At 37.2% G+C, this 22595-nt stretch carries 21 protein-coding genes; 8 read left to right on the forward strand and 13 right to left on the reverse strand.

Going from position 1 to position 22595, the window contains the following annotated elements; all coding sequences use genetic code 11:
• The first annotated feature begins 44 nt into the window (after positions 1 to 44).
• Genes AC6CH7_RS12685 through AC6CH7_RS12695 form a run of 3 tightly spaced genes read left to right on the forward strand, consistent with a single transcriptional unit; the run spans position 45 to position 2965 of the window.
• Positions 45 to 1955, forward strand: coding sequence for an ATP-dependent DNA helicase (locus AC6CH7_RS12685; protein WP_498263073.1), 1911 nt, complete (start codon positions 45 to 47; stop codon positions 1953 to 1955).
• Positions 1956 to 1974: 19 nt separating this feature from the next.
• Positions 1975 to 2700 (forward strand): DUF92 domain-containing protein, encoded by a 726-nt coding sequence (locus AC6CH7_RS12690; RefSeq protein ID WP_498263074.1) that lies wholly within the window; start codon positions 1975 to 1977, stop codon positions 2698 to 2700.
• A 25-nt stretch (positions 2701 to 2725) separates the two neighbouring features.
• Complete coding sequence (locus AC6CH7_RS12695) at positions 2726 to 2965, forward strand: hypothetical protein (RefSeq protein ID WP_172662490.1); 240 nt, start codon at positions 2726 to 2728, stop codon at positions 2963 to 2965.
• A gap of 15 nt (positions 2966 to 2980) precedes the next feature.
• Here the strand turns inward: AC6CH7_RS12695 and AC6CH7_RS12700 are convergent, their stop codons facing one another.
• Genes AC6CH7_RS12700 through AC6CH7_RS12710 form a run of 3 tightly spaced genes read right to left on the reverse strand, consistent with a single transcriptional unit; the run spans position 2981 to position 5868 of the window.
• A complete protein-coding gene (locus AC6CH7_RS12700) occupies positions 2981 to 4348 on the reverse strand; it encodes a PhoPQ-activated pathogenicity-related family protein (protein ID WP_498263075.1) in 1368 nt (455 codons plus the stop codon).
• Between the two features lie 43 nt (positions 4349 to 4391).
• A complete protein-coding gene (locus AC6CH7_RS12705; protein ID WP_498263076.1) occupies positions 4392 to 4859 on the reverse strand; it encodes a rhodanese-like domain-containing protein in 468 nt (155 codons plus the stop codon).
• A gap of 22 nt (positions 4860 to 4881) precedes the next feature.
• Positions 4882 to 5868 (reverse strand): 2-hydroxyacid dehydrogenase, encoded by a 987-nt coding sequence (locus AC6CH7_RS12710; protein ID WP_498263077.1) that lies wholly within the window; start codon positions 5866 to 5868, stop codon positions 4882 to 4884.
• Positions 5869 to 6049: 181 nt separating this feature from the next.
• Between AC6CH7_RS12710 and AC6CH7_RS12715 the strand changes: the two genes are divergently transcribed.
• The 3 genes from AC6CH7_RS12715 to AC6CH7_RS12725 are packed head-to-tail and all read left to right on the forward strand — an operon-like array spanning position 6050 to position 7815.
• Positions 6050 to 6727, forward strand: coding sequence for a class I SAM-dependent methyltransferase (locus tag AC6CH7_RS12715; RefSeq protein ID WP_498263078.1), 678 nt, complete (start codon positions 6050 to 6052; stop codon positions 6725 to 6727).
• 26 nt (positions 6728 to 6753) lie between these two features.
• The gene (locus AC6CH7_RS12720; protein WP_498263079.1) at positions 6754 to 7377 is read left to right on the forward strand and encodes a carboxypeptidase-like regulatory domain-containing protein; all 624 of its coding nucleotides are present in this window, start codon (positions 6754 to 6756) and stop codon (positions 7375 to 7377) included.
• Positions 7378 to 7419: 42 nt separating this feature from the next.
• Positions 7420 to 7815 (forward strand): hypothetical protein, encoded by a 396-nt coding sequence (locus tag AC6CH7_RS12725; protein WP_498263080.1) that lies wholly within the window; start codon positions 7420 to 7422, stop codon positions 7813 to 7815.
• Between the two features lie 10 nt (positions 7816 to 7825).
• On the opposite strand, the gene AC6CH7_RS12730 is transcribed toward AC6CH7_RS12725, so the two are convergent.
• Entirely contained in the window at positions 7826 to 8539 is a 714-nt protein-coding gene (locus tag AC6CH7_RS12730; protein WP_498263081.1) for a YqjF family protein, read from the reverse strand.
• Positions 8540 to 8615: 76 nt separating this feature from the next.
• Here AC6CH7_RS12730 and AC6CH7_RS12735 point away from each other — a divergent pair, with 76 nt between their 5' ends.
• Positions 8616 to 8831 (forward strand): hypothetical protein, encoded by a 216-nt coding sequence (locus AC6CH7_RS12735; RefSeq protein WP_214226099.1) that lies wholly within the window; start codon positions 8616 to 8618, stop codon positions 8829 to 8831.
• A 104-nt stretch (positions 8832 to 8935) separates the two neighbouring features.
• Positions 8936 to 9127: a cold-shock protein gene (locus AC6CH7_RS12740; RefSeq protein ID WP_012780707.1), complete on the forward strand. Its 192-nt coding sequence runs from the start codon at positions 8936 to 8938 to the stop codon at positions 9125 to 9127.
• Between the two features lie 260 nt (positions 9128 to 9387).
• Here AC6CH7_RS12740 and AC6CH7_RS12745 read toward each other — a convergent pair whose 3' ends face one another.
• The 9 genes from AC6CH7_RS12745 to AC6CH7_RS12785 form a co-directional block, all read right to left on the reverse strand.
• Positions 9388 to 9753 carry a DUF2784 domain-containing protein gene (locus tag AC6CH7_RS12745; protein ID WP_498263082.1) on the reverse strand — a complete coding sequence of 122 codons (366 nt, stop codon included), beginning with the start codon at positions 9751 to 9753 and terminating at the stop codon, positions 9388 to 9390.
• Positions 9754 to 9791: 38 nt separating this feature from the next.
• The gene (locus tag AC6CH7_RS12750; protein ID WP_498263083.1) at positions 9792 to 10352 is read right to left on the reverse strand and encodes a hypothetical protein; all 561 of its coding nucleotides are present in this window, start codon (positions 10350 to 10352) and stop codon (positions 9792 to 9794) included.
• A 2-nt stretch (positions 10353 to 10354) separates the two neighbouring features.
• Complete coding sequence (locus AC6CH7_RS12755) at positions 10355 to 10831, reverse strand: RNA polymerase sigma factor (RefSeq protein WP_498263084.1); 477 nt, start codon at positions 10829 to 10831, stop codon at positions 10355 to 10357.
• Positions 10832 to 10947: 116 nt separating this feature from the next.
• Positions 10948 to 11724 carry a hypothetical protein gene (locus AC6CH7_RS12760; protein WP_498263085.1) on the reverse strand — a complete coding sequence of 259 codons (777 nt, stop codon included), beginning with the start codon at positions 11722 to 11724 and terminating at the stop codon, positions 10948 to 10950.
• A 38-nt stretch (positions 11725 to 11762) separates the two neighbouring features.
• Positions 11763 to 12953, reverse strand: coding sequence for an FG-GAP repeat domain-containing protein (locus tag AC6CH7_RS12765; protein ID WP_498263086.1), 1191 nt, complete (start codon positions 12951 to 12953; stop codon positions 11763 to 11765).
• 31 nt (positions 12954 to 12984) lie between these two features.
• The gene (locus tag AC6CH7_RS12770; protein ID WP_498263087.1) at positions 12985 to 16470 is read right to left on the reverse strand and encodes a PVC-type heme-binding CxxCH protein; all 3486 of its coding nucleotides are present in this window, start codon (positions 16468 to 16470) and stop codon (positions 12985 to 12987) included.
• A 175-nt stretch (positions 16471 to 16645) separates the two neighbouring features.
• Entirely contained in the window at positions 16646 to 17740 is a 1095-nt protein-coding gene (locus tag AC6CH7_RS12775; protein ID WP_498263088.1) for a hypothetical protein, read from the reverse strand.
• A gap of 42 nt (positions 17741 to 17782) precedes the next feature.
• Positions 17783 to 19102, reverse strand: a complete 1320-nt coding sequence (locus AC6CH7_RS12780) for a vanadium-dependent haloperoxidase (RefSeq protein WP_498263089.1) — start codon at positions 19100 to 19102, stop codon at positions 17783 to 17785.
• Between the two features lie 16 nt (positions 19103 to 19118).
• On the reverse strand, positions 19119 to 22439 hold the full coding sequence (locus AC6CH7_RS12785) for a VCBS repeat-containing protein (RefSeq protein WP_498263090.1): 3321 nt from the start codon (positions 22437 to 22439) through the stop codon (positions 19119 to 19121).
• Between the last annotated feature and the right edge of the window lie 156 nt (positions 22440 to 22595).

Raw genomic sequence — 22595 nt, forward strand, 5'->3', positions numbered from 1 at the left:
CAACAATTCTCGGAACAGGAGAAAATTTCAGTTAAATTTGCTGCATGAGTAATGGCGGTTCTTCTAATTCAATTTTCGACAGGGTTTTATCTTTTATTGACTATACCAATCAGAATATTTTTCTGACAGGAAAGGCTGGAACGGGAAAAACAACCCTGCTTAAGCGGATTAAGGAGATGAGCTCAAAAAAAATGGCCGTGGTTGCTCCTACCGGGGTTGCAGCAATGAATGCAAAAGGAACGACAATCAATTCCTTTTTTCAATTACCTCCTGGCTCGTTTTTCCCGGGTGATATTAGTTTGGAGAACCTACAATCGGGAATACTTTCTATTCAATCTATGCTGTCTGATTTAAGCTATACCAGAGACAAAACAAATCTGTTTAATGAACTGGAACTGCTTGTTATTGATGAGGTTTCGATGGTACGTTGCGACTTACTTGATGTGATTGATGCGATACTAAGATCGGTTAGAAAAAATACCATGCCTTTTGGTGGTGTTCAACTCCTGCTAATTGGAGATTTGTATCAACTACCACCAGTTACCAAAAGAGAAGATTGGGCATTTCTAAGCAGAGCATACCCGTCGCCTTATTTCTTTGATGCACTTGTAGTACGCAGAAACCCACTTTTACAAATAGAGCTTACGACGGTATTCCGACAAACTGAACCTGAATTCATTAATATCCTGAATGACATCAGAAACAATCAGATTAGCGAAAGTAGTTTGAATCTGTTAAACAAAAGATACGACCCTCAATTCAGTTCTACGGATGACTTAAATCCCATTATCATTACCTCTCATAATGCTGAGGCAAATACAATTAACAAAGAAAAGCTAGATGAGTTAACCGGTGAGGAGTATACTTTTGAGGGAGAGGTAAGCGGGGAGTTCAGAGATCTGGGCTTACAGGCAGAACAGACACTAAAACTTAAAGAAGGTGCCCAGATCATGTTTATAAAAAATGACACCGGCGATAATCGGAAATTCTATAACGGAAAGATCGGGAAGGTAAAATCTGTTAAAGATGGTGAGATCTACATCTGTTTTCCGCAGGAAGTTGATTTGTTGCTGGAAAAATCGTCGTGGCAATCTTTTGAATACAAAGCTGACCCCGAACAAGCCATTGTACAACAGCAAGTTGGCGAGTTTTCTCAATATCCAATTAAATTGGCCTGGGCTGTTACAATTCATAAAAGTCAGGGATTAACATTCGACAATGCAATAATTGACGCAGGAAAATCATTTGTTGCCGGTCAGGTTTATGTTGCTCTGAGCCGTGTTAGAACGCTAAACGGACTTATTTTAAAATCGAAGATTAGTACTGAAAGTTTAAGGTCAAATACTGAGGTGATCAATTACATGAAGCCCACTGATGAAGATGACTTAGCGCACATTTTAATTGCGGAGCAGGAAAGGTTTATTCTTCAGGTAGTATTAAACCATTTTTCGCTGAACCGCGTGCTTAGCGGATTGGAAATGATCAGTTCGAACTCCGAGATCGTTAAATCGCACCTACCTGAATTTAAATCTTTGCTGGCACAATTGAATAAATCAGTTAAAGACCTTATGGCCTTGTCTGACAAGTTTCAAACCCAGGTAAAGCAGTTACACAAGCAAGCAGGTTTTAAAGATCAACAAGTATTGCAGGATAGAATTGAATCTGCATTGGCCTATTTCAGTAAAGAGATAACTATTCAGCTCTTAAACCCTGTAAACAAAAACATCCGGATCAAACCGAAAAACAAAATCCAACAGCAAATACAACACCTACTACAAAAATACAGGCAAATAATTGAAGCAAGAGTTTCGCAAATGCAATTCGGTTCTGGATTATTAAAGGAACCAATTAAACCCGAAGATTATATTCCCTGGATTGATAAATATAAGACCAAGCCCAATACCAAACCTGGCTCATCCTCGGTAGAGCCCACCGTTACATTACAACTATTTTAAACTTCGGTTTAGCCTAAATATGTCTATATCATCCCTCCCCACTTTATTGGTTACTGTTATACTGCTTATTGCAATGATGGCGATATGTGTTTGGGCAAAAAAATTAACACGCTCTGCAGCACTTACTGCGGGGCTAATTGGCTTCTTTGTATTTGCAGGTATAGGAGAAACCGGGATGTTAATGCTTGTTACCTTTTTTATTCTTGGGGTATTGGCTACAGCTCACAAAAAGCAACTTAAGGCAAAATACCATCCAGAAATTCTGGATAATAATGGGAGAAATGCCGGACAAGTATTTGCAAATGGAGGAGTTGCCGGGTTAACAGGTATTTTGGCAATTGTTGACCCTCATCATTCAGATCTATATATTTTAATGGCAGCTGCCAGTCTTGCATCTGCCCTTGCCGACACCCTGTCTTCTGAACTGGGAATGGTGTACGGGCGTAGATTTTATAACATCCTAACCTTTAAAAGAGAGCCTAATGGTTTGGATGGGGTTGTAAGTTTAGAAGGAACGTTAATAGGTGCATGCGGCGCGTCTATAATAGCCTTGATTTATGCGGGGTTTGATAAAAAAAGTCTTTTTGTGATCGGTGCCGGAATACTTGGCAATCTGACAGATTCGATACTTGGAGCTACCTTTGAACGTAAAAACTACATGGGTAATGATATGGTAAATTTCCTTAATACGCTTGTAGCCTCCTTATTGGCGATTATGGGCTATTACATATTTAATTTTCCATAACTTAGCGGCCTTAATTAAAATCATCATGGCAGTATTACATAGAAAAGAAGAGAAAATTGAAGCAGTATTGAGTAAACTTCCTAAAGATTACACAGACAAAGATTTTGTAGATATGTTCATTAAGCTCTACTCTAAAGATTGGGGTAAAATTAAAGCCAATTATATCAAACAAAATCAAGACAAGGAACCTGGCACTGTAGTTAAAATGCCTAAACCAGAACTTTATTTAAAGAATTTACTGACTACATTTCTAGAAAACAACTAATTGAAAGTTGGCGATTTATAAAAGTTTATTGTTATCCGTCATAAACACTCTTGTACTTTCAATATACTCGCCACCTTTAGAATCTTTGTACTTTAGATTAATATAAAAAGCCCTATAACCTGAATCAGGAAACACCTCTAATGTGTTTATTTCTGATTTAGGTTTAACATTCAGTTTTATAGCCTCCCATTTATCATTTCTAAAATCCAGATCGGGCGAATCAGCATGCCATAATGTAACATCAATTAACTTATCTGCTGTAGTTTTGATGCTAACTTTTACTCCCTGATCAGTTTGAGAAGATTTCCATATACAAACCGGATAAGGCGATTTTGACATGGTTAGTCCAAAGAACGAGCTTAGGGTAGTCATAGCCTCTTTACCATCGCCAAGCCCATGACCTACATTTGGCACATAATGAATTAAGTTTTGTCCGGGAATACTGTCGTAATAATTTTTGATATTGTCTATTGGCCAGTATTCATCATTGGTACCCATTACGATCATTTTAGGCATTGTTAGTGATTTTCGGTACGAATAAGGATCAATCATAGTGGCCAGATCATTGCTGCTCCCGGTACCGAGGTCCTGTACAAGGCCTAGTTTAACATAATCTTCTATCTGGATGCTATAACCTTTCCAAACCTTGATTTGATAGTTCATACTTACCGGCATGTTCAGCATATCGATTACCATTGGTGCAATTGCAGTTACCCTCTTATCAGAAGCTCCGGTAAGCCAGGTTGTCCAACCACGTTTTGATGCCCCGGATACAACAAAACGATTAATACTATGATGTAGCTTTTGTTTAGAAAATTCCTGAACAGCATCCATTGCTCTTTTTGCAGATTTAACCATTGGGAATAACAATGGCCAACTGTAATCACCGTCTTTTTTGTAGTTATGAAGTGTATATGATATTAAAGCATCTTCCGTTAGATTATTATAAAGAGGTTGATTGGGTGCCTGTTTGAGTATGGCAACCACGGCTTTGTTTTCTTTTGCTATTGAACTAAAACTTTTAACCAGGCCATCACCTTTGTCGCTCCAATTTGGCATACCTTCTTTATTTATGCTTCCACCTGTAATAAACAACAAGGCTCCGTCGTACTTATTTTCCTTTGGAACAATTATGCTAAGCTGATGGGTCCAGGTATATTCTCGCCACTTTTGCGAAGTGAGCAGAATACTGTATACTTTCACATCCTCAAGATCATAAGCGTCCTTTACCTCCCACTTGTAGGTGTTATCACCATTATTCAGGTAATGCGATAAAGCGTTGACAGGAGTGATAGCAACTGGTGATGTTGCTGTTTGGGCTTGAACAAGCAAAGTTATCAAGCACAAGAAGAGCGTAGAAGCCGTACCTAATTTTCGAGACATTTTCTTTTTTTAAGAACTAATATAGCAAATATTTGGAGGGTTTTTATTTACCGGCTTGGGCTAGCGGATAGCCTTTATTGATCCATTCCGTTTTTAAGTTAACTGTTAAGTTTAACAAGTATGCTTTTGTGAATTTTTGGTCAATTAACGCTTTAAAAGCAGGCCTGATATTAGGGCATTTATCCATTGGACAGCAGCCACAATACACCACTATCATTTCATTTTTTGGAAGCCCTTTCAATACTTTACTTAGCTTTTCTACATGTTGTTTCTCACTGGCAGCCCCAAGATGTGTAGCACCCTTTATATCCTCAACAACACCGATGTTATAAATACGGATTTTTTGTCCCTTTTCAATCATATTTGCTAAAACAGAAGGCTCCATAAGTTGACTTTTAGTCCAGGGGTTACTCTGTAACTGGCCAGAGGGGATTTGTTGTGCTTTAGAAATAGTTGAATTAGCAACAAAGATTAACAAAACAGCTATCGTTTTTAAAAGTAAGTTTCTCATGAATTTTGAATTATGTGGCAATTTAATGATTACTGTTGTAAACTTCGTGATTAATGATCTGTGGCATTACTTTGTTACTCAATGCTGCAATTAGGTTTTCTGCAGCCATTACGGCCATTTTGTCCCTGGTTTCTTCCGTTGCAGAACCAATATGCGGCAGCACACAAACATTCGGTAAATTAAGCAAGGGATTATCCTTATCCATAGGTTCGGGGTTGGTAACATCCAATCCTGCTCCCCATATGGTTTTATTTTGAATTGCGTTAATCAGATCCGCTTCATTGTGTAAGCCTCCCCTGGCTGTATTGATAAACAAAGCACTGTGCTTCATCTTTTCGAATGCAGATTTATTGAATAAATTCTTGGTTTCGTTTGAGAGATTGGCATGAACTGATAATACATCACTTTCGGCTAATAGCTGATCAAAGGAAACATATTTTGCATCCAATATCCCCTCTGCTTCAGTATTGCGGTTTCTATTGTGATAAATGACATTCATCTCGTATGCTGCCTTAGCCTTTTTAGCAAGCTCTACCCCTATCCTTCCCAAACCAAAAACACCAAGTGTTTTGCCTTTTAATTCTATTCCTAAATTTGCCGTAGGCTCGAAAAACGACCAACCACCACGTTCAATCCTTTTGTGCATCTGAAAGGCATTTCGGGATACTGCTAGCATCAAGAGAAAGGCAACATCTGAGGTAGCATTACTAAGTACATCAGGAGTATTGCTAACAGGTATTTTATAAAAGATTGCTGCTTCAACATCTACGTTATCATACCCAACACTCATCAATGCTACAGCTTGCAGGTGACTACATTGTTCAAAAAAATGGGCATTTAATTTGTTAGATCCTGCACTAAGCAGAGCATCGTTTTTTTTGCAGAGCTCAATTAGCTCTTTCTGTGGCAAGGATCTTTTTTCAGTATAAATAGTTAATGTATAACCCGCTTCTTCAAGTAATTGAATTCCCCGCTGAGGTATTTTTCTTGTTATTAAAACTTTAATCATGTATTTCGCAAAATTTAAACTGGAATTATAAATACGCTCCAATATAACAAACGATTAATAGTTTTGATTTATTTGTTCAATTACAAAATACTTGCTTGGTAAGCTGACCTTATATCTCTACTTTTAGAAATAGATAATCTTATTTGAATAGTCACACCCCTTAAGCCAATACAATACACCAATGAGCACAACCTGGAATGATGATGATTTAATAGAAATGGCTAGCCAACTAAGCTCACCAAAGGGTGATAATGGAATAAAAACTGGCGAAAGGATGGCTAGTTCAAATAAAAATATGATTGCCTTAACCATACAGCAACTGGACATCAAGGCTAATGAGCATGTTTTAGAAATCGGCCAGGGCAATGGAAGCCATATAAATTCTATAATCGCTAATTCAACCGGAGTCCATTATTTTGGTATTGACATCTCTGAAACAATGATTGAGGAGGCAACAAGAATAAATCAAGAGTTCATTGATAAGAATGTTGTTTCCTTTGAATTATCTAATGGCCATGACATTGATTTCCAAAGCAGTTCATTTGATAAAATTTTCACGGTAAACACCATTTATTTTTGGGAAACACCTGATCTTTACGCTAAAGAAATTTACAGGGTACTAAAACCCGACGGTAATTTTAGCGTCGGATTTGCCGATAAAGACTTCATGAAAAAACTTCCTTTTACAAAATGGAAGTTTCAGCTATATGACAAGGAAACAGTGTCGGAAATACTAATTAAAGCTGGCTTTTCTATTACTAAAATCGTTCAGGAAAAAGAGAATATTAAAGGCAATCTTGGCGAATTTATAGAACGTGACATTGTGATCATAACGGCAAAAAAAGAATCTCAAATATAATAACACGCAAATTAACTGCTCTGCTCATGAAAAAAACAATCATTTTTATGCTATTCACCATGCTTTGTATTGGTGTAAATGCTCAGGAAACTTTCACCATATCAGGCACAGTGACAAATGCTAAAGCTGAGCAAATTGAGGCTGCGACCATATTCATTGACGGATCTCAAAAATCAACTATGACTAATACGAGCGGGGAATTTAAATTTTCCGGCATTAGTCCCGGCACTTATCAGGTTGTAGTTAATATGCTCGGTTATGGCTCGATCAAACAAAATGCAGTTGTCTTAGAAAAATCGGTTGTACTCAATTTCACATTAGAGGAAAAACAGATCATTTTAGATGAAGTGGTTATTGGCGATAACAATCAGCGAAAGAATTTTCTAAAAACATTTACTAAATATTTCATGGGAGAATCTGAAAACGCAAAACAATGCAGAATATTGAATACAGACATCATTGACTTCTCTACAGAAAAGGTTGTCTTAAAAGCTAATTCATCTGATTTTCTCATCATAGAAAACCGAAAACTTGGATATCGCATTAAATATTTACTGAGGAAATTTCAATACAATAAAACAGCAGAAGTAACCATTTATGATGGAGAATCTATTTTTGAAGATATTAAGGGTTCTGATGAAGAACAATAGACCTGGAAAGCAAATAGAAAAATAGCATATGAAGGGTCGCTCATGCACTATTTAAGGGCGCTTTATAAAAACAAAACCCAGGAGGAGGGCTTCCTTACACATATTATAAAAAACTTCGATTTCCCATTAATGATCGATCCAAATCCAGTATACACGGAACAGCTTATTGAACATGTAGACAGTAATCTTATCACTTTTAAATATAAAAAGCGACTTTATACAGTGTATGACAAAAAGAGGGTTTCATCTCTTGAACCTTCAAAAAGAAGCGTTGAAACCAGAGAGATGGACAAAACAGGATCTGTGTTACAACTTGATGCCCAGATTGATGGTAAAGGTAGCTACGCAGGATACAAAAACATATTGATACAGGGCTTTTGGGGGCGTAAACGTATAGCAGATCAGCTTCCACTGGAATATGATCCGCAAGTGCAATAATAATAAGTACTTAAATGCGTATGGTATTGTTTCGTTCAACAGAAATATCAGATCCCTCGGCGAGCATTACCGATACAGGTTGCTGCTGGGTAAGAAAGCTAAAATTTTGTCCGTATACCAATCCAAAATCAACAGCGATATTAAAGTTTTTCACCTTGTATTGGGCCCATTTAGGATGTTTCACCTCGTATTCGTTAGTTTTTTCTGTACTATATCTTGCGTATCCCCAGTAGTGCCCTGTAATAAACTCAGTTTCGCTTTCCGGCTGGATTTCTGAAAGGGCCTTGTTTGCCGTTATACTGAAACTTTGCCATTGATTGTTATACCGCCACTTATATTCTACATAGCGATCTTCTTCATTTTCCTTTAAACTATGGCTCATTGGCATTGCCTCATAGTTTTCATTATAAATGGCATTAGCTACTATAGATAATGCAAACTTTGGTACGATCTCCTTAATAAATACTACACCTCTTTTTACCACTCCCTTATCGTTATACTTGACATAGAACCGAAGGTTTACCTCTTCGAAGTTTGCATGAAAGGGAATACTGAAACCCAACAGCTTTGTGTTTTTAAACAGAAAACCAATTAAGCTGACATAACAGGTATCGTTCCATAAATCCAGCTCTGTGCCAGCCGGCAAATAAGGAATAAGTAAATTCTTATCAATAGCATAATTAGCTATTGCCAGCTTTCGCCACTCAGCAGTTAAAAAACTCATTATGCAAAATACAAAATATTATAATCAAACATTTAATATATCAGGCTGTTATATAAAATAAATTAAAGATATAGCCATGAACAAAACAATAGCATTAGTAATGATAATTCTTGGTGTTGTTATGCTGATTTGGACAGGATTTACCTACACAAAAAAGGAAAAGGTGATTGATGCCGGCCCTATTCAGATTTCAGCAGACAGAGAAAAAAGTGTAAACTGGCCTCCATACATCGGAGGTATCGTTTTGATTGCAGGGGTGGTTATTTTGATAACGTCAAAAAGATCAAAATAGGTAGGTCGTAAGTCTCAATTAAAGAATAAATGAATATATTTTTAATAAATTGCTGTTTTTCAATAAATTAAATGTACATTTGGAAATAATTAAATTACAATATAATGCAACAAGGAACAGTAAAGTTTTTCAATGAGACAAAAGGTTTTGGATTTATCGTGCCAGCTAATGGTGATAGCGAAATCTTTGTACACTCTTCAGGCTTAATCGATAGCATTCGTGAGAATGATTCAGTAAGCTATGACGTTGAGCAAGGTAAAAAAGGCTTAAACGCAATTAATGTTAAGATCAGTTAATCAACTCATTTTATAAATTAAAAAAAAGCATCCCCTTAAAAGGATGCTTTTTTTGTTTCTAATCATTTTGTTCTGAGTCATTTTTAATCTCTAAGCTAACACCATAACATGTTAGACTTACCTCAGACGCTGCAGACTTTTGTCTGTCGAGACTTTCTAGTAAATCATGATACACTCTGTTATTAGTATGGCTTTAAGGGAGTCTCTAATCCATGATATCTTGCTAAGATTTTCTAAGTCTTCCCTATTCAAATACTGGGCTAATGTTTCTTTTTAATGAAATTTAAATAAACAGATAAGAATACTGCTATGATAAAGCATGAAGCAGTAGCGATATCAACAAATGTAGAAGATATATCTCCCCCGGTTACTTTATCGACAAAGTACTTTATGAAGGAGTTTGGTAAATTGGTTTCGCCCAGTTTTTCCTTTATTAGCCACTGCCAATCAGTTATTGGGCAATAACCGAGTCCAAACCAAATACCTAATATCAGCCATGAACTTCCTGTTAATAGTACAAAAACAAAATGAAGCATTCTTGTCTTTCTCCAAATCCAACCAAATAGGTTAAATCCGATAATGATTAAGTGTAATGCTGTAAAAAACCAATCCAGAAACACATACATACGATATATTGATATATTAAAGTCAAAACAAATGTGCGCTACAGATTATCTTTTTCCAAACTAAATTCCTTAATTGTATTGTTGAGCACTTTAAGTCGCTTTGTCCATAAAAGGAATAACCAACGTAATTGCACTATAGACACAACAATAACTCCAGCCAACAAAACGTACTTACTTGTTGTAAAGTTTATATTATAAGTAAAAAAGACTAGAAAACCTGTGATGAGGAAGGCCCTGGAAGAAATTGATACGGCTGCATAAACTTTAATTTTTGACAGGTATCTTTCTAAAGATGACTTAATTGTACCTCCATTAATAAGGTATTTCGAAAAATTATAGCCCAAAATATTATGAATAAGCGCAAAGAGCACAGATACAACGAGTAATATATTGATTGCAATGGGCTTTTGATCGCCGTCAAACATGGTATAATAGCAAAGCAAAAATACCGACCATCCGATTATCTCTATTGTAAATTGCTTTCTAATCTCCTTAAGCACCGGGTGTTTGCTTTCGATAAGCATTGAGCTTAGTTCTTTACTGGTTCTAACTGGCGTTTGTATAGCATTCCATGCTAATTTAAGTTGATCAGTTTCCATAACTATCTGATTAAAAGTTTTTGAATTTTTAGTTTTATTCGATTGAGTTTAACCCCTACATTGTTTTCATTAATACCAATTATTTCAGCAATTTGCCTATAACTAAGGTCGTCAAGGTAAAGGGCAACAATAGCCCTTTCACTTTCATTAAGTTGTTTTAATGTAGCAAACAAGCTTTCTTGTCGAATGGCATAATCTTCATCTACCTGGTCATCAGGCAAATCCGGCAAAAACGGATGATATTCAACATCAAGTCTTTTTTTTCGAAATGAGGCAATCGCTGTATTAAGCGCAATGCGATACATCCATGTACTTACCTTTGCTTCACCTTTAAATGAAGAGAAGGACTTCCATAGTTGATAGGTGATTTCCTGAAAAAGATCTTCCCGATCTTCCTTACTATCACGGTATAATCTGCAAATCTTATGGATAATACCCTGATGATCCTGAATCAGTACTAAAAAGGGCTGCTCATCCATAGATTAATAATTAAATACATATTTCTTCAATTTCTCAATAGGTTGCCGAAACCAAGGAAAACTTACAAAACATTATGGCATCCATTAGTTTCCTAAAGCAATGATCATGCATAGAATTAATACATTTTATACTCAAAAGTATATCTATAGGTTCCTGCACTTTCGCCGGATTCAAATGTATACTCCGTTAATAAAGTTACAGGAAAGCCATCATCATCGTAAGTAAAGGTGTTTTTTTGGCGAAGTTCCGCGCCGTTTGGATACTTTATAACTGAAGTTAGCAAATCATTAGCTGAAAACCTGTCAAAGTTCTCGGCCGCATTAATGTATTTTAATCGTGAATTAAAATACATGCTTTTTTTAGTTCCAAAAGTGGATTCCTTTGTCGTAAATATATCAGTTTGACTATCGTACCCGACAATATTATCTCCAGAATACCGATAAAATCGCTTTTGCGCAACAGTTCCAGATTCATTTAAGTGAACTTCGGTAACCTTATCTCCTGTATAAATATTACCGAGAGTGACCTGTTTTTGTAACTCTCCATCAGCATAAAATTTCCTGACTATTTGTTTTGGCCTTCCATCAGCATACGAAAATTCCGCAAGATTCCTGCTATTACCGAACTTTGTATCTATGCTAAATAGCTCGTCACCATGATAGCTATAGGTAGTAGTAGTTGTACCGCCAGTTTTTATTGTACTTATCCTCTTTTTTTCATCATAAGTATATATCGTAAATGTTGTAGTTGGCTTTGGAAACCCACTTACCTCTATTATTCTGGACAATAACTTAACAGGAGTTGACTCCGGCTGTTCAGATCCTGATTTTTTTTTACATGCTACGAGCGATAGAAATGCAGCAACAATTAGGAGCGTTAATTGCTTTTTCATTCATTAAATATTTGGTTATCATAAATATACAAAAAATACTACTTCTTTACCTGCTCAAAATAAAACACACCTTTCTTATTTCCGATAACAATATCTATGAGTTTATCCTTATTCATATCTTGAGTTAGTACTTGCAAGCCTATCCCAGAATTGTCGTCAATCTGATGAGGAGTCCAAGAGGGAATTTTTCCCGGTTTATATTCAAACCAATATAAAACAGCAGGTTCTTCTTCACCAGGATCGTGTCCATTATGTGCGTAAAAACGTTTTCCCGTTACCAGATCAGGATGACCATCCCGATTCATATCTATCAGTGCAAGGCCATGGGTTTGTGAAAATGATTTAGAAATTTCATGAGGTTTCCAAGTTGTATTCCCTTGATCATCTTTCAGCTGTTCATGCCACCAAATTCCATAATTATGAGCAGAAGCACTAATGACATCCATATCACCATCGCCATCCAAATCAATTGCATACATTTGAGAGCAGTCATCACCAAAATTTGCCGGATGCCATGTCCAATTAGAGGCTTCAGGGTCAACCGGGGCCTCCCACCATCCATCTTTAATAAAAACATCAGCCCTGCCATCTTTATTGATATCAGCAAAGCCCAAACCGTGAGTAAACTGATGAGTTCCCCTGTCTTTTACATCGCTTATTACATGTACTGCCCATGTAGTATCGCCCTTTAAAACAGGCGCCTTTAACCAAACCACTTTATTCCCCTTGGAATCTGCGCATAACAGATCTGTTCTTCCATCCCCATCAACATCTACAAAGCGCGGCGACTCATTTCCTACAGATGAATACAGTGTTCTCATTTTCCAGTGTCCTTCTTTATTCTTTGGATTCTCATACCAAACTGCGGGTTCTCCCGGAAAATCGACTCGAATAATATCTAACCAACCATCCTGATTTACATCCATTGCATGGTTTAGAAATGAATTACTATAGGCATTTTTCCAATCAAACTTCTTAGGTTCATCAAACTCGTGTTGTTTCCAATCTGGAGCCTCGAACCAGTATGCTCCGGCAATGATGTCCATTTTACCATCTTTATTTAAATCACCAACGGCTGATCCTTCTGAGATAAATTCATTGGTTAGCGTATGCTTTTTAAAATGTATTTCTTTTACATTTTTATTTTTCACCTGCGCTGACCCAGCATTGCCAAGCAGTGAAATACCGGCAACTAAACATGCAATTAGTAGTCTGTTTATTTTCTTCATTTTTATCTTTCTATTATGGATAACTCAATATCTATTCTTTTACACTTAACAAATACTTAAGCAATGCATCAAAATCCTTTTTGGCAATGGTTTTACTAAATTGATCGGGCATTAGTGTGTATTTGGAAGGTTTTCTTTCTTTAATTTCATTTTTAGGAACAGAAAATTCCTGTCCGCCCGGATTCGCAAACACCAATACTTCACCCTCTTCTCTGCGGTACAAACCGGTTAGCACTTTTCCATTGGTTAAAACAATATTATATGTTCTAAAAGCTTGTGAAATGTTACGATTTGGATCTAATACCTTTTCTGTCAAGGCCTTTTGGCCCCAGTTTCCAATACCATCGAGCTGTGGACCTATCATGCCGCCATTTCCTTTAATCTGGTGGCACATGCTACAATTCTGTATAAACATTGCTTTACCAGATTCAACAGTTACAGCGGAAGGATCAAAATCTAACAATCGGGATGTTATCAGCTGTTTCCGTGCTGCGCTCTCTGAGGCCTGGCCTAAGCTCATCTGATCTAATTGTTTTTGTTGTTTTGAGCTAATATTTGCAGCAAGCCCCTCTTTTATTGGCAATTCAGATAAAAGATCAAATTTTACATGACCTTGTTTAACGGATGCCAAAACGTAATCAATACCTTTTTCAGAGTTGACTAGTATAGTTGCAATTGTAAGCTGTAAGCTGCGTTGACTTCCCTCAAAACCTTTTTGTAATAGGGCATATCGACTCTTAGAATTATCCTGGCCAATTACCTGAGCAATCTTTTCTTTCAACAGCTGACTCTCATCAAAACTTAAAAATATCTCGGAGATTAGTGCTTGATGCTTAGCAGGATTTAAGCTCATCAAAGCCATTGCAGCAGCAGCCCGTGTCTTATAATCGGCCCAGCCTGCTTTTGCTAACGTTTCCATTTCTGGTTCCAGCTCCCTTACCTTGTAATCGCTTACAATTTCAGCAGCCAAAGTATAGCGTGCGGCTGTTTCCGCCACTCCTTTATCCGGGATATTTAAAACAGCAGGTATTATTCCTCCAATCCCAACAGATCCGGTCTTGGTGCTATCAACAACTTCGAGAAATGCCAGTTGCCCTTTATAAGGCTCTAAATTGAACTTAACCGATTTCATAAGTTCTTTAGCTTCCATTTTATCATCAAACACTGCGCGATAAGAGGCAATTACTTTTTTAGATTTGGCCAAACGAATTCGAACAGCATTTTTTGAAACACCTATTTTAGATTCAGTGTTATGTACATCGTTGTCAAATACACTTAACGCTAAAGATGAGGGTAAAACAAAATCAGGAGAAACCAATATACCAGTTGGAGGATAACCATTAATTTCACTCCAGATTACTTTAAGAGCAGGTAATTCTGCAATAATTGCATGATTTATTGTTGACCATGGATTTATCGGATCGCCTGTTTGTTCAAGTGGCTTATTACTCCAGAGATTAGAGGTAGCTGAGCTATTTTTTAATGACTTTTGGGCCAGAGTGATTCCCCAGCTTTTCATTGAAGGTGTCAATTTACCTCCCCGTTGCCGTAAACCCTGCTGCATGGTATTAAACAATGTATACTGCACACCAAGATCATCAGAAAACTTTTTCTGGATAAACTCAATAGGTTGCTTCAAATTTTCGGCACCCATATAACGACCAATATATTCTAAATTAGAAACCAGTTCTTGATGTGATAAATTATGGTTTTGCAGATACCTCATTGCAAATAGTGCAGCTTCTTTGGATGGCACATCCAGAATAACTTTGATCAATACTTTTAATTGCTCCTCATTCCAATTCCGAGCAAGAACGCTTTTCATTACTTCAGTATCCTTTAAGTTATCTCGTATAGCTAATAGAACAGTGTATTTTAAATGACTATCCCGTTCGCCAGAGCCAGAGTAAACCGGCAGTAAAGCCTCAATCGCCTCAGCTTTTGGATATTTACCCAACACCTCTGATGCAACACGTTGTACATGTGTACTTGTATCCTTTAATGCGTTTAATGCTTTAGCATGATATTTTGATGACATAGCTGTTTTCTCGGCAAGTATTCTAAATGCATGCACTCTAATCACTGCATCGTTATGATCAAGTGCTTTATCTAGAACCCCGTCCTGCAAAGCCCTTAAACGAAACAAAATCCACAAAGCCTGAACGTAAGACCTTGAATCGGTTTTGGATGATTTAAGTTTGCTGGTTAACTGATCAACTGACTTTTCACCATAACCTTCAACAATTTGATTGGCAATCATCATCCTTAGATTAAGCTGAGGATGATTTAGGTTTTTAATCAGTTCAGCAAGGTTTGCTTTTGACCAATCTTTAAGCTTATTATCTTTATGTTTCTTATCGCCTTTATAAGTAATTTTCCAGATCCTTCCACTTTGACGGTCTCTCAGTGGATGATCCAGAGGTACTTCATAATGCCCAATAATACGATTATAGAAATCAGCAATATATAAAGCACCATCAGGTCCAGTTTTAATGTTAACGGGCCTGAACCATGGATCGGAACTGATTAAGAAATCTTCCTGACGCTTAGCTTCTGGTGATGAACCGGTAAAAGACATTGTATTTCTATTGATCCGGCAGGTAACCACATCTCCTGAATAAAAACTGTTTCGGTATTCTTCAGGAAACTGTTCTCCAGAATAATATACTAAGCCAGATAGCGCTGTTGACCCAAGCTCGTAACTCATCATTTCAGGAGCAAAACCCATGGCTGGCGACTTCTTACCAAAATGGGGATATTCAGCGCCTCTGATCAATTGATAAATTGGTTTAGAATGGCAATCAACTGAATACAAATAACCCCATTCATCGAATGTATAGCCAAATGGATTAACACGACCATATGAGGTTTGCTCTACCCTACTTCCATCAGGCTGAAAACGAAATGTATTTCCAGAAACCATGGTAATGGAATCGCCATCCGTACCTGCAATTGTCGAAGTATTGGTAAACCCGTGGCAAGCGTAGATCCACCCGTCGAACCCTCTTATAAAGTTATTGACCATCCCATGCGTATCCTGGTGACCAAATTCACCTAGAATTACTTTTTTCTCATCTGATTTCCAATCTCCATTTGTATCAGTAAACTGGTAAATATTTGGGATACTAAATGCAATAGCGCCTTCCTGAGCCGGCATTATACCAATTGGTATATTTAGATTTTCTGCAAATGGTATAAATTTATCTGCTTTCCCATCGCCATCTGAGTCTTCAAGTATGGTTATTTTATCATGACCTTTTGCTGGAGCTGCCGCCATTGGATATTCAGATGATTGTGTGACCCATAGCCGACCTTTTTCATCAAACTCCATGTTTATTGGTTTTCCTATGTCGGGTTCAGATGCATAAAGTGTAATTTCGAACCCTGGAGGTAATTTAAATCCCGCACGCTCCTGTTCAGGTGTCTGAAATTCAGTGGTACGGATATGCTCTGCAAACTGCTTTAGGTCAGGGTCGGTTATTCCCTTCACATTCCCCTGACTTGTCTTTTTTGACATGTTGCACCCAGAGGAAGCAAGCAGAAGACAGAGCATTAAAATGCTCTGTTTCAGTCTCATTGGTGTTTAGTTTCCTTCAAATTACAATTATATATTCATTTACCAAAGGCATAGAAACAAAAAAACTGTCCATAATGCACGATTGTGCTTTATGGACAGCTATCTATTCAAATTATTACAGTCTTAAAGAAATTCCTAAATTGACAGAATAATCAGCAAATGCAGCATCTCCATTTACAAATGTTGTAGCAGTTGAACGCGCTCTGTCTGTAACACTTTGAGTTCTTTTTCTGTATACTGCAGCAGGTACTGATGCATATATATTTATCTTGCTTAGTTGATAAGTAAGGCTTGGCTCAACTGAAATTACATATCCTGGTCTGCGGAAATCTCCACTTCCACCAATAACATCATGAATTGGAATACCTTCAATTCGTCCGCCTGCCGAAACCACTAATTTATTTAAAGCATAGTTGGCTCCTAACCTTGCCATAAACTGGTCGGGAACACTACTAATTGCCTCGTTTGCTAATGAAGGGCTTACCAATTCGCGATAAGTTCTTACCCCATTATTTTGGCGTGGATTACTTAAATAAAAAGCATTAGCATACAAACCAAGGTTATTTTTTATGTTAGCAAATGAATTGATTTCAAAAGTTAAGCCTGTTCCCCCATCACCCAATTGAATTGACTGATCAACGGTACGTAATTCTGGCTTTTTACCAGGGCCCACATTTTGCCAGTAATCCTGATAATCATAAACGCCAGTGGCAAATTTAATCCCTAATCCTACCTGAACATTTGCTTTTGGGCTGGTTGCAGGATTGAACAACCAACGATAAGCTGCAACCCGAATGTCACCCAATCCAAATGAGTGCATACTGTGTCTTTCGTCATTAAGGTTTGGTGGTGCATTATGTTCATACTTGGAAGACCTGGCATTGGAGATAATTGGAACATCTATCATTGCAGACCAACGGCTGTTGAATACTCGGATCAGGGAAAGATCGGTAGCAAACTGATGGTTGATAACTTCATTTCCAGCCTTAATCCGCTCTTTTTGATAAACATCGCCTTTGAAATGCTTATTCGACATAAAATATCGGGTATTCACATTCAAAACCCAACTTCCACCATCAGATGTTAGCGAACTATCAGGATGTTCTGTCATTGCACAAATCCCTCCGGTGCTTCGGATCGCTACACATCCCTGGGAAAAAACTTTAGCGGTGATTAAAACAATAGCGAGCGTGGTAAAGATTTTCTTCATAATTGATTTTTAGGTTATATATTTAGTTTGTTTGGTTTATTTTTAAGATTGTTTTGCTTTCAATTTAGAGATGACCAATTCCCCAACACCAAAGCCAGTAGTCATTCCATTTTCTATAGCATCCATAAAATGGATGCCTCCCCAATACCTACTCATTGCTCCTTCTCTTGCTGCTTCTTTAAATGAGGTGAATTTTCTGGATGGCAAACCATATTTTTCTTCTACATCATCCGTATAATGGTAATTATCACCAAAATAATGGGTTAGTATTACAGAAGACGTAGCGGAAATACAAGAATGCCCACTTAAATACTCTGGAAATGGAGGGGTTTGTAATAATGGCTTCCATTTGGGATCAATATAGCTCCTAATAGCAGTTTCTGGTCGTATCCTGTTACTTCTAAATTTCTCGTCCCAACAGCTAATGAAACTATCTGTTAAACCAACAGATACCATGGTATACACTTCTAAAGATTTAGAGAAATTAAACTTAGACTGCTTACATGCAATCCCTGCTATGCCTATCCAGTGTGCTCCTGGAGAGATTTTCTTCATGCCGGTTAACAAATGTCCATCACTTTTTAATGCAAAAGGATTGCAATCCCAAAATGCAGCTATGGCTCTGTGTTCTGGTGTTAATCCCGTCCCTCCTTCTACATAGTTACCCAACATCATTTTATAAAACGCAGACTTCTTATCCTTAGAAAAAGGAACAGGAGACGCTGGTTTAAATTGAGAGCAGGAATCTAACGCAAACGGACGTATGGTATTAAAATACGGCTCAACCGGTGGGAAATAAGCAGGCGGAGTTGGATACCAGCTGCCTTCTATATTTAGAGGTGTATAGCGGGGATAGTTACTGATCTTGTTATACTTATCGGCCTTGGCATATCCTAATATCTGTTTACTTACTTGCTGAGCATATGATTTAGAATTCTCAATAACTTCGGTAGAGAATCCTATTTTTTTACAGGAATCTAAAAATGATTGCTCATATTTTTCGAACAAACTTCCGGATGGCTGCATTTTCTTTGCCGTTGCAATCATAGCCAAAATAGCGCTCAACTGATAAGAATGATTTCCGGGAACAGATGGTTTTATAATTTCTGGATAATCATTCAATATCCCCTTCATTGAAATACAATTAGAGTCATTTTGTACAACTACCTCATAACCGGAAAGGCTTGCGTAAGTAAAAAACCTGGCAGCAAGTGGAGGATTTGTTACATCGTGGATCATAAGTGAAGTCATTTCATCTAAAACTTTAGCAATATCCTTATTACTAAGTTCCGGCGACTTCCCATTGTTGCGGCATGCGGCAAAGCACATTACACACAAACTAAAAAACAATAGTTTTCTCATATAAATAATAGTGGTTCTATTTTCCTTTTAACTGATAGGCTTTTGCACCTTGCTGATTAACGCCAAAAACAATCGTATTGTTGATCTCGATTACACTTCTAACATCGCCTTGTAACTTAAACCCGGATATATACTGAGGTATATAGCTAAAAATGCCCTTACCGTTGCCTTTTAACAGTATTCCATAATTAGCATCATATTTTCCGAAGCGAAGTCTTGCCTGATTCATATTTCCACACAATAGCAGGTCTTTATGACCATCTGCGTCATAATCAATTGAAGTAATGGTATAAACCGGAGCCATTTGTGTTTGAACAGGTAAATCCTTTTCATGAAAACGCCCGTCGGTTCCACTCTGAAAATAAGTAGTTTTAAGACAATTGGCGTTTAAATATTTAGCACCTTTTAATTCATCTGCTGTAAATACATCTTTCAATGTTGCATCAGCATAACTTGTATAATTTGAGAACCGTGGTCTCATTATACTCATCTGATCTAATAATTCATCCCTCGTTATATAAGGGAAGCTTTTCCCCATCAGATAAAAACATAGAATAGGATCAACGGCACCATTAGCGTCAAAGTCTTTATAATACATTTCAGCGGGCTCTTTATCGCTGACCTTACATTGGCTATTTAAGCCAAGATTTCCAACAATTAAATCTGGTTTGCCATCCCCGTTAAAATCATCAACCTGAAGTTTATTCCACCAGCCACTGTATTCCTTATCAAAATAGCTTTTGGTTTTATTTACTAATTTTCCGCTTGTATTAATGAATGCATTAACCGGCATCCACTCTCCTACAGTAACTAAATCAGCTTTTTTATCCCCGTTTAAATCTATCCATGCAGCGTCAGTAATCATACCGCCTTGATTTAATTCAGGACAAATACGACTTAACTGATCTGTAAAACGACCTTTACCATCGTTTATTAAAAGATAGCTCTTAGGGGATTCCGGATAAAGCCCCGGGATCACCCTACCTCCAACAAAAACATCTAGATGTCCATCTCCATTAAAATCTATTACACGTGCACAACTTTTACTCACATGCATTTCGGGAAGAGCACCGGTTGATTTTAAAAGATTTCCCTTTCCATCATTAATATATAAACGATCTTGCAATAATGGGTCGACAACATTAAAACTATGATATCCACCGCTTACAACATACAGATCGGTAAAACCATCGCCGTTAGCATCAAAGAAAACTGCGTCTGCGTCTTCACTATCCTTATCACCTTCAAAAGGTTTTTGATTTTTAATAAACTTGCCATTTTTCTGCTGGATATATAATACACCTGGCTCCTTCTTATTTCCTCCAACATAAACATCTTCCAGGCGATCTTTATTTACGTCGCCTTTTGCCATGCAAGGGCCAACAAAGGATTGCGGATTGGTCATTAATGGTTGACGCTTGAAGTCGTTGATACCATTCTTACTTTTAGCAAAGTCTATTGGGGATGTCACTTCTTTAAATAATGTAGATTTTATACCTGGCGGAATGTAATTCTCTAGAGCATCCTTTTCATTTAACAGTAATAATTGATCAGCCTTAGCTTTGGCCAAAACTTGTTTTTTACCACTTTGCCAGACCACTGAAATTGAGTCAATTGTATTTTTCTTACCTAATCCAAAATGCAAGATTGGCGAAACACTGGATAAATAACCCCTTGAAGGCATCTGCTCTAAAGACTGACGCTTAGCATCTGAATAGATCGTAACTTTAGCTCCTATTCCCTTGGTATTTTGTTTTACTCCGGCCAATTTTATTTTAAGATAATGAGTGGTCGGGTCTCCCTGATTTTGATAAATAAAGGTCGGTTTATTTATATTATTGATGATCAGATCCAGATCACCATCGTTGTCAAGGTCAGCATATGCAGCCCCATTACTATTTGATGGAATATCTATCCCCCAGTCAAAACACCTATTTACAAAATCAAAACCACCTTTATTTTTATAGATATAGTTCTTTACATCAGAAGATGGTAATTTGCTCAACATATCTAAAATATGCCGGGGTTCAACATCACCATTTATGCTATTGAAATAATTAGCATTATACTTTACCACATCCATATTCGTAAAGTCGTGCAGATAGCCATTGGTCACAAAAAGATCCTTCCAGCCATCATTATCAAAGTCAGCAAATAAAGGTGCCCAGCTCCAGTCAGTATTAGAAACACCTGCCAATTGGCCTACTTCACTAAATGTTCCATTACCATTATTGACATGAAGCATATTACGCATATATTGATAATATAAGCCATTACGTAAATTCAAGTCAAAAAACTCATAGTTATCAAATCCCTGGAGCAGTTTTTGGCGACGATTATCTTCAGGAATCATATCCAGCGTATAAATATCCATTAACCCATCATTATTTATATCTACGACACTATTTCCCATTGAGAAAATAGAAACATGCTTAAGGCTTGAAGTTAACCTATCAGTAAAAGTTCCGTCCTTGTTATTGATGTATAAATAATCCCTGACTGCATAGTCGTTTGACACATAAATATCTGGCCAGCCATCTCCGTTTACATCCGAGGTAGCCGCAGCCAATCCGTAAGACAATACTGAACTATGCAAGCCTGCCTTAAGGGTAACATCTTTAAAATGTCCTCCTTCGTTTCTAAACAATTTGGTTCCAGACATATTATCTGGAGTTTTTTGAAGTTCCTGAATAGTAATATCGTCAAGCTCAGTAAGTACCCTAATGTTCTCGTTTACGAGTAGCATGTCCAAATCTCCATCTTTATCGTAATCAAAAAAATAGGATTGTGTACTGTAAGAAGAATCCGCAACTCCATAAATTTCGGCCTCATCTTTAAACTGAGGAATGCCCTTTTCTGTTAGCCCTTTATGAATAAACAGTTGATTTTTTCTGTTCTCGCCAGGATATTTACCCGAATAGCATATATAGATGTCTAACAGCCCGTCGCCATTAACGTCAGCCATATTGATTCCGTTTTTCCACCCCTCTATTCGCCCTGTAACACCTGCAATAGCTGTCACATCCTCAAACTTCATATTACCTTTATTCAGGTAAAGCTTATTCGATGTCATGTTGCCGGAAAAATATATATCCTCCAGCCCATCATTATTTAAATCTCCTATAGAAACACCTGAGCCGTTATAGAATGCCGGGTAGTTAAAAACATTTCGTTCGAAAGTTTCTTTGATATTATTTGCAAAAAGAACATTGGTTTGTGCAGAATCCAACAATTTAAACAATGGATTTTCGGCGACTGCATTTGCTGCATCTTTTTTTGATTGCTTACAAGCCGAAAACATTAAAATAAAAATAACTGGGTAGTAAAGTCTCTTCATATTTTCGTGATCAAGATGCACCACGAAATGCCTGAACATGCCAAAGGCACATAAAATTTCATACAATTACACATGGTTATAATTTGGTTAGTTTGGTTTTCTGCTTAACAAAGTTAACTTACAATAACACATTCTGGTTAGTGTAAAGGAAAATCG

It is taken from the genome of Pedobacter sp. GQ55, from assembly GCF_059758925.1.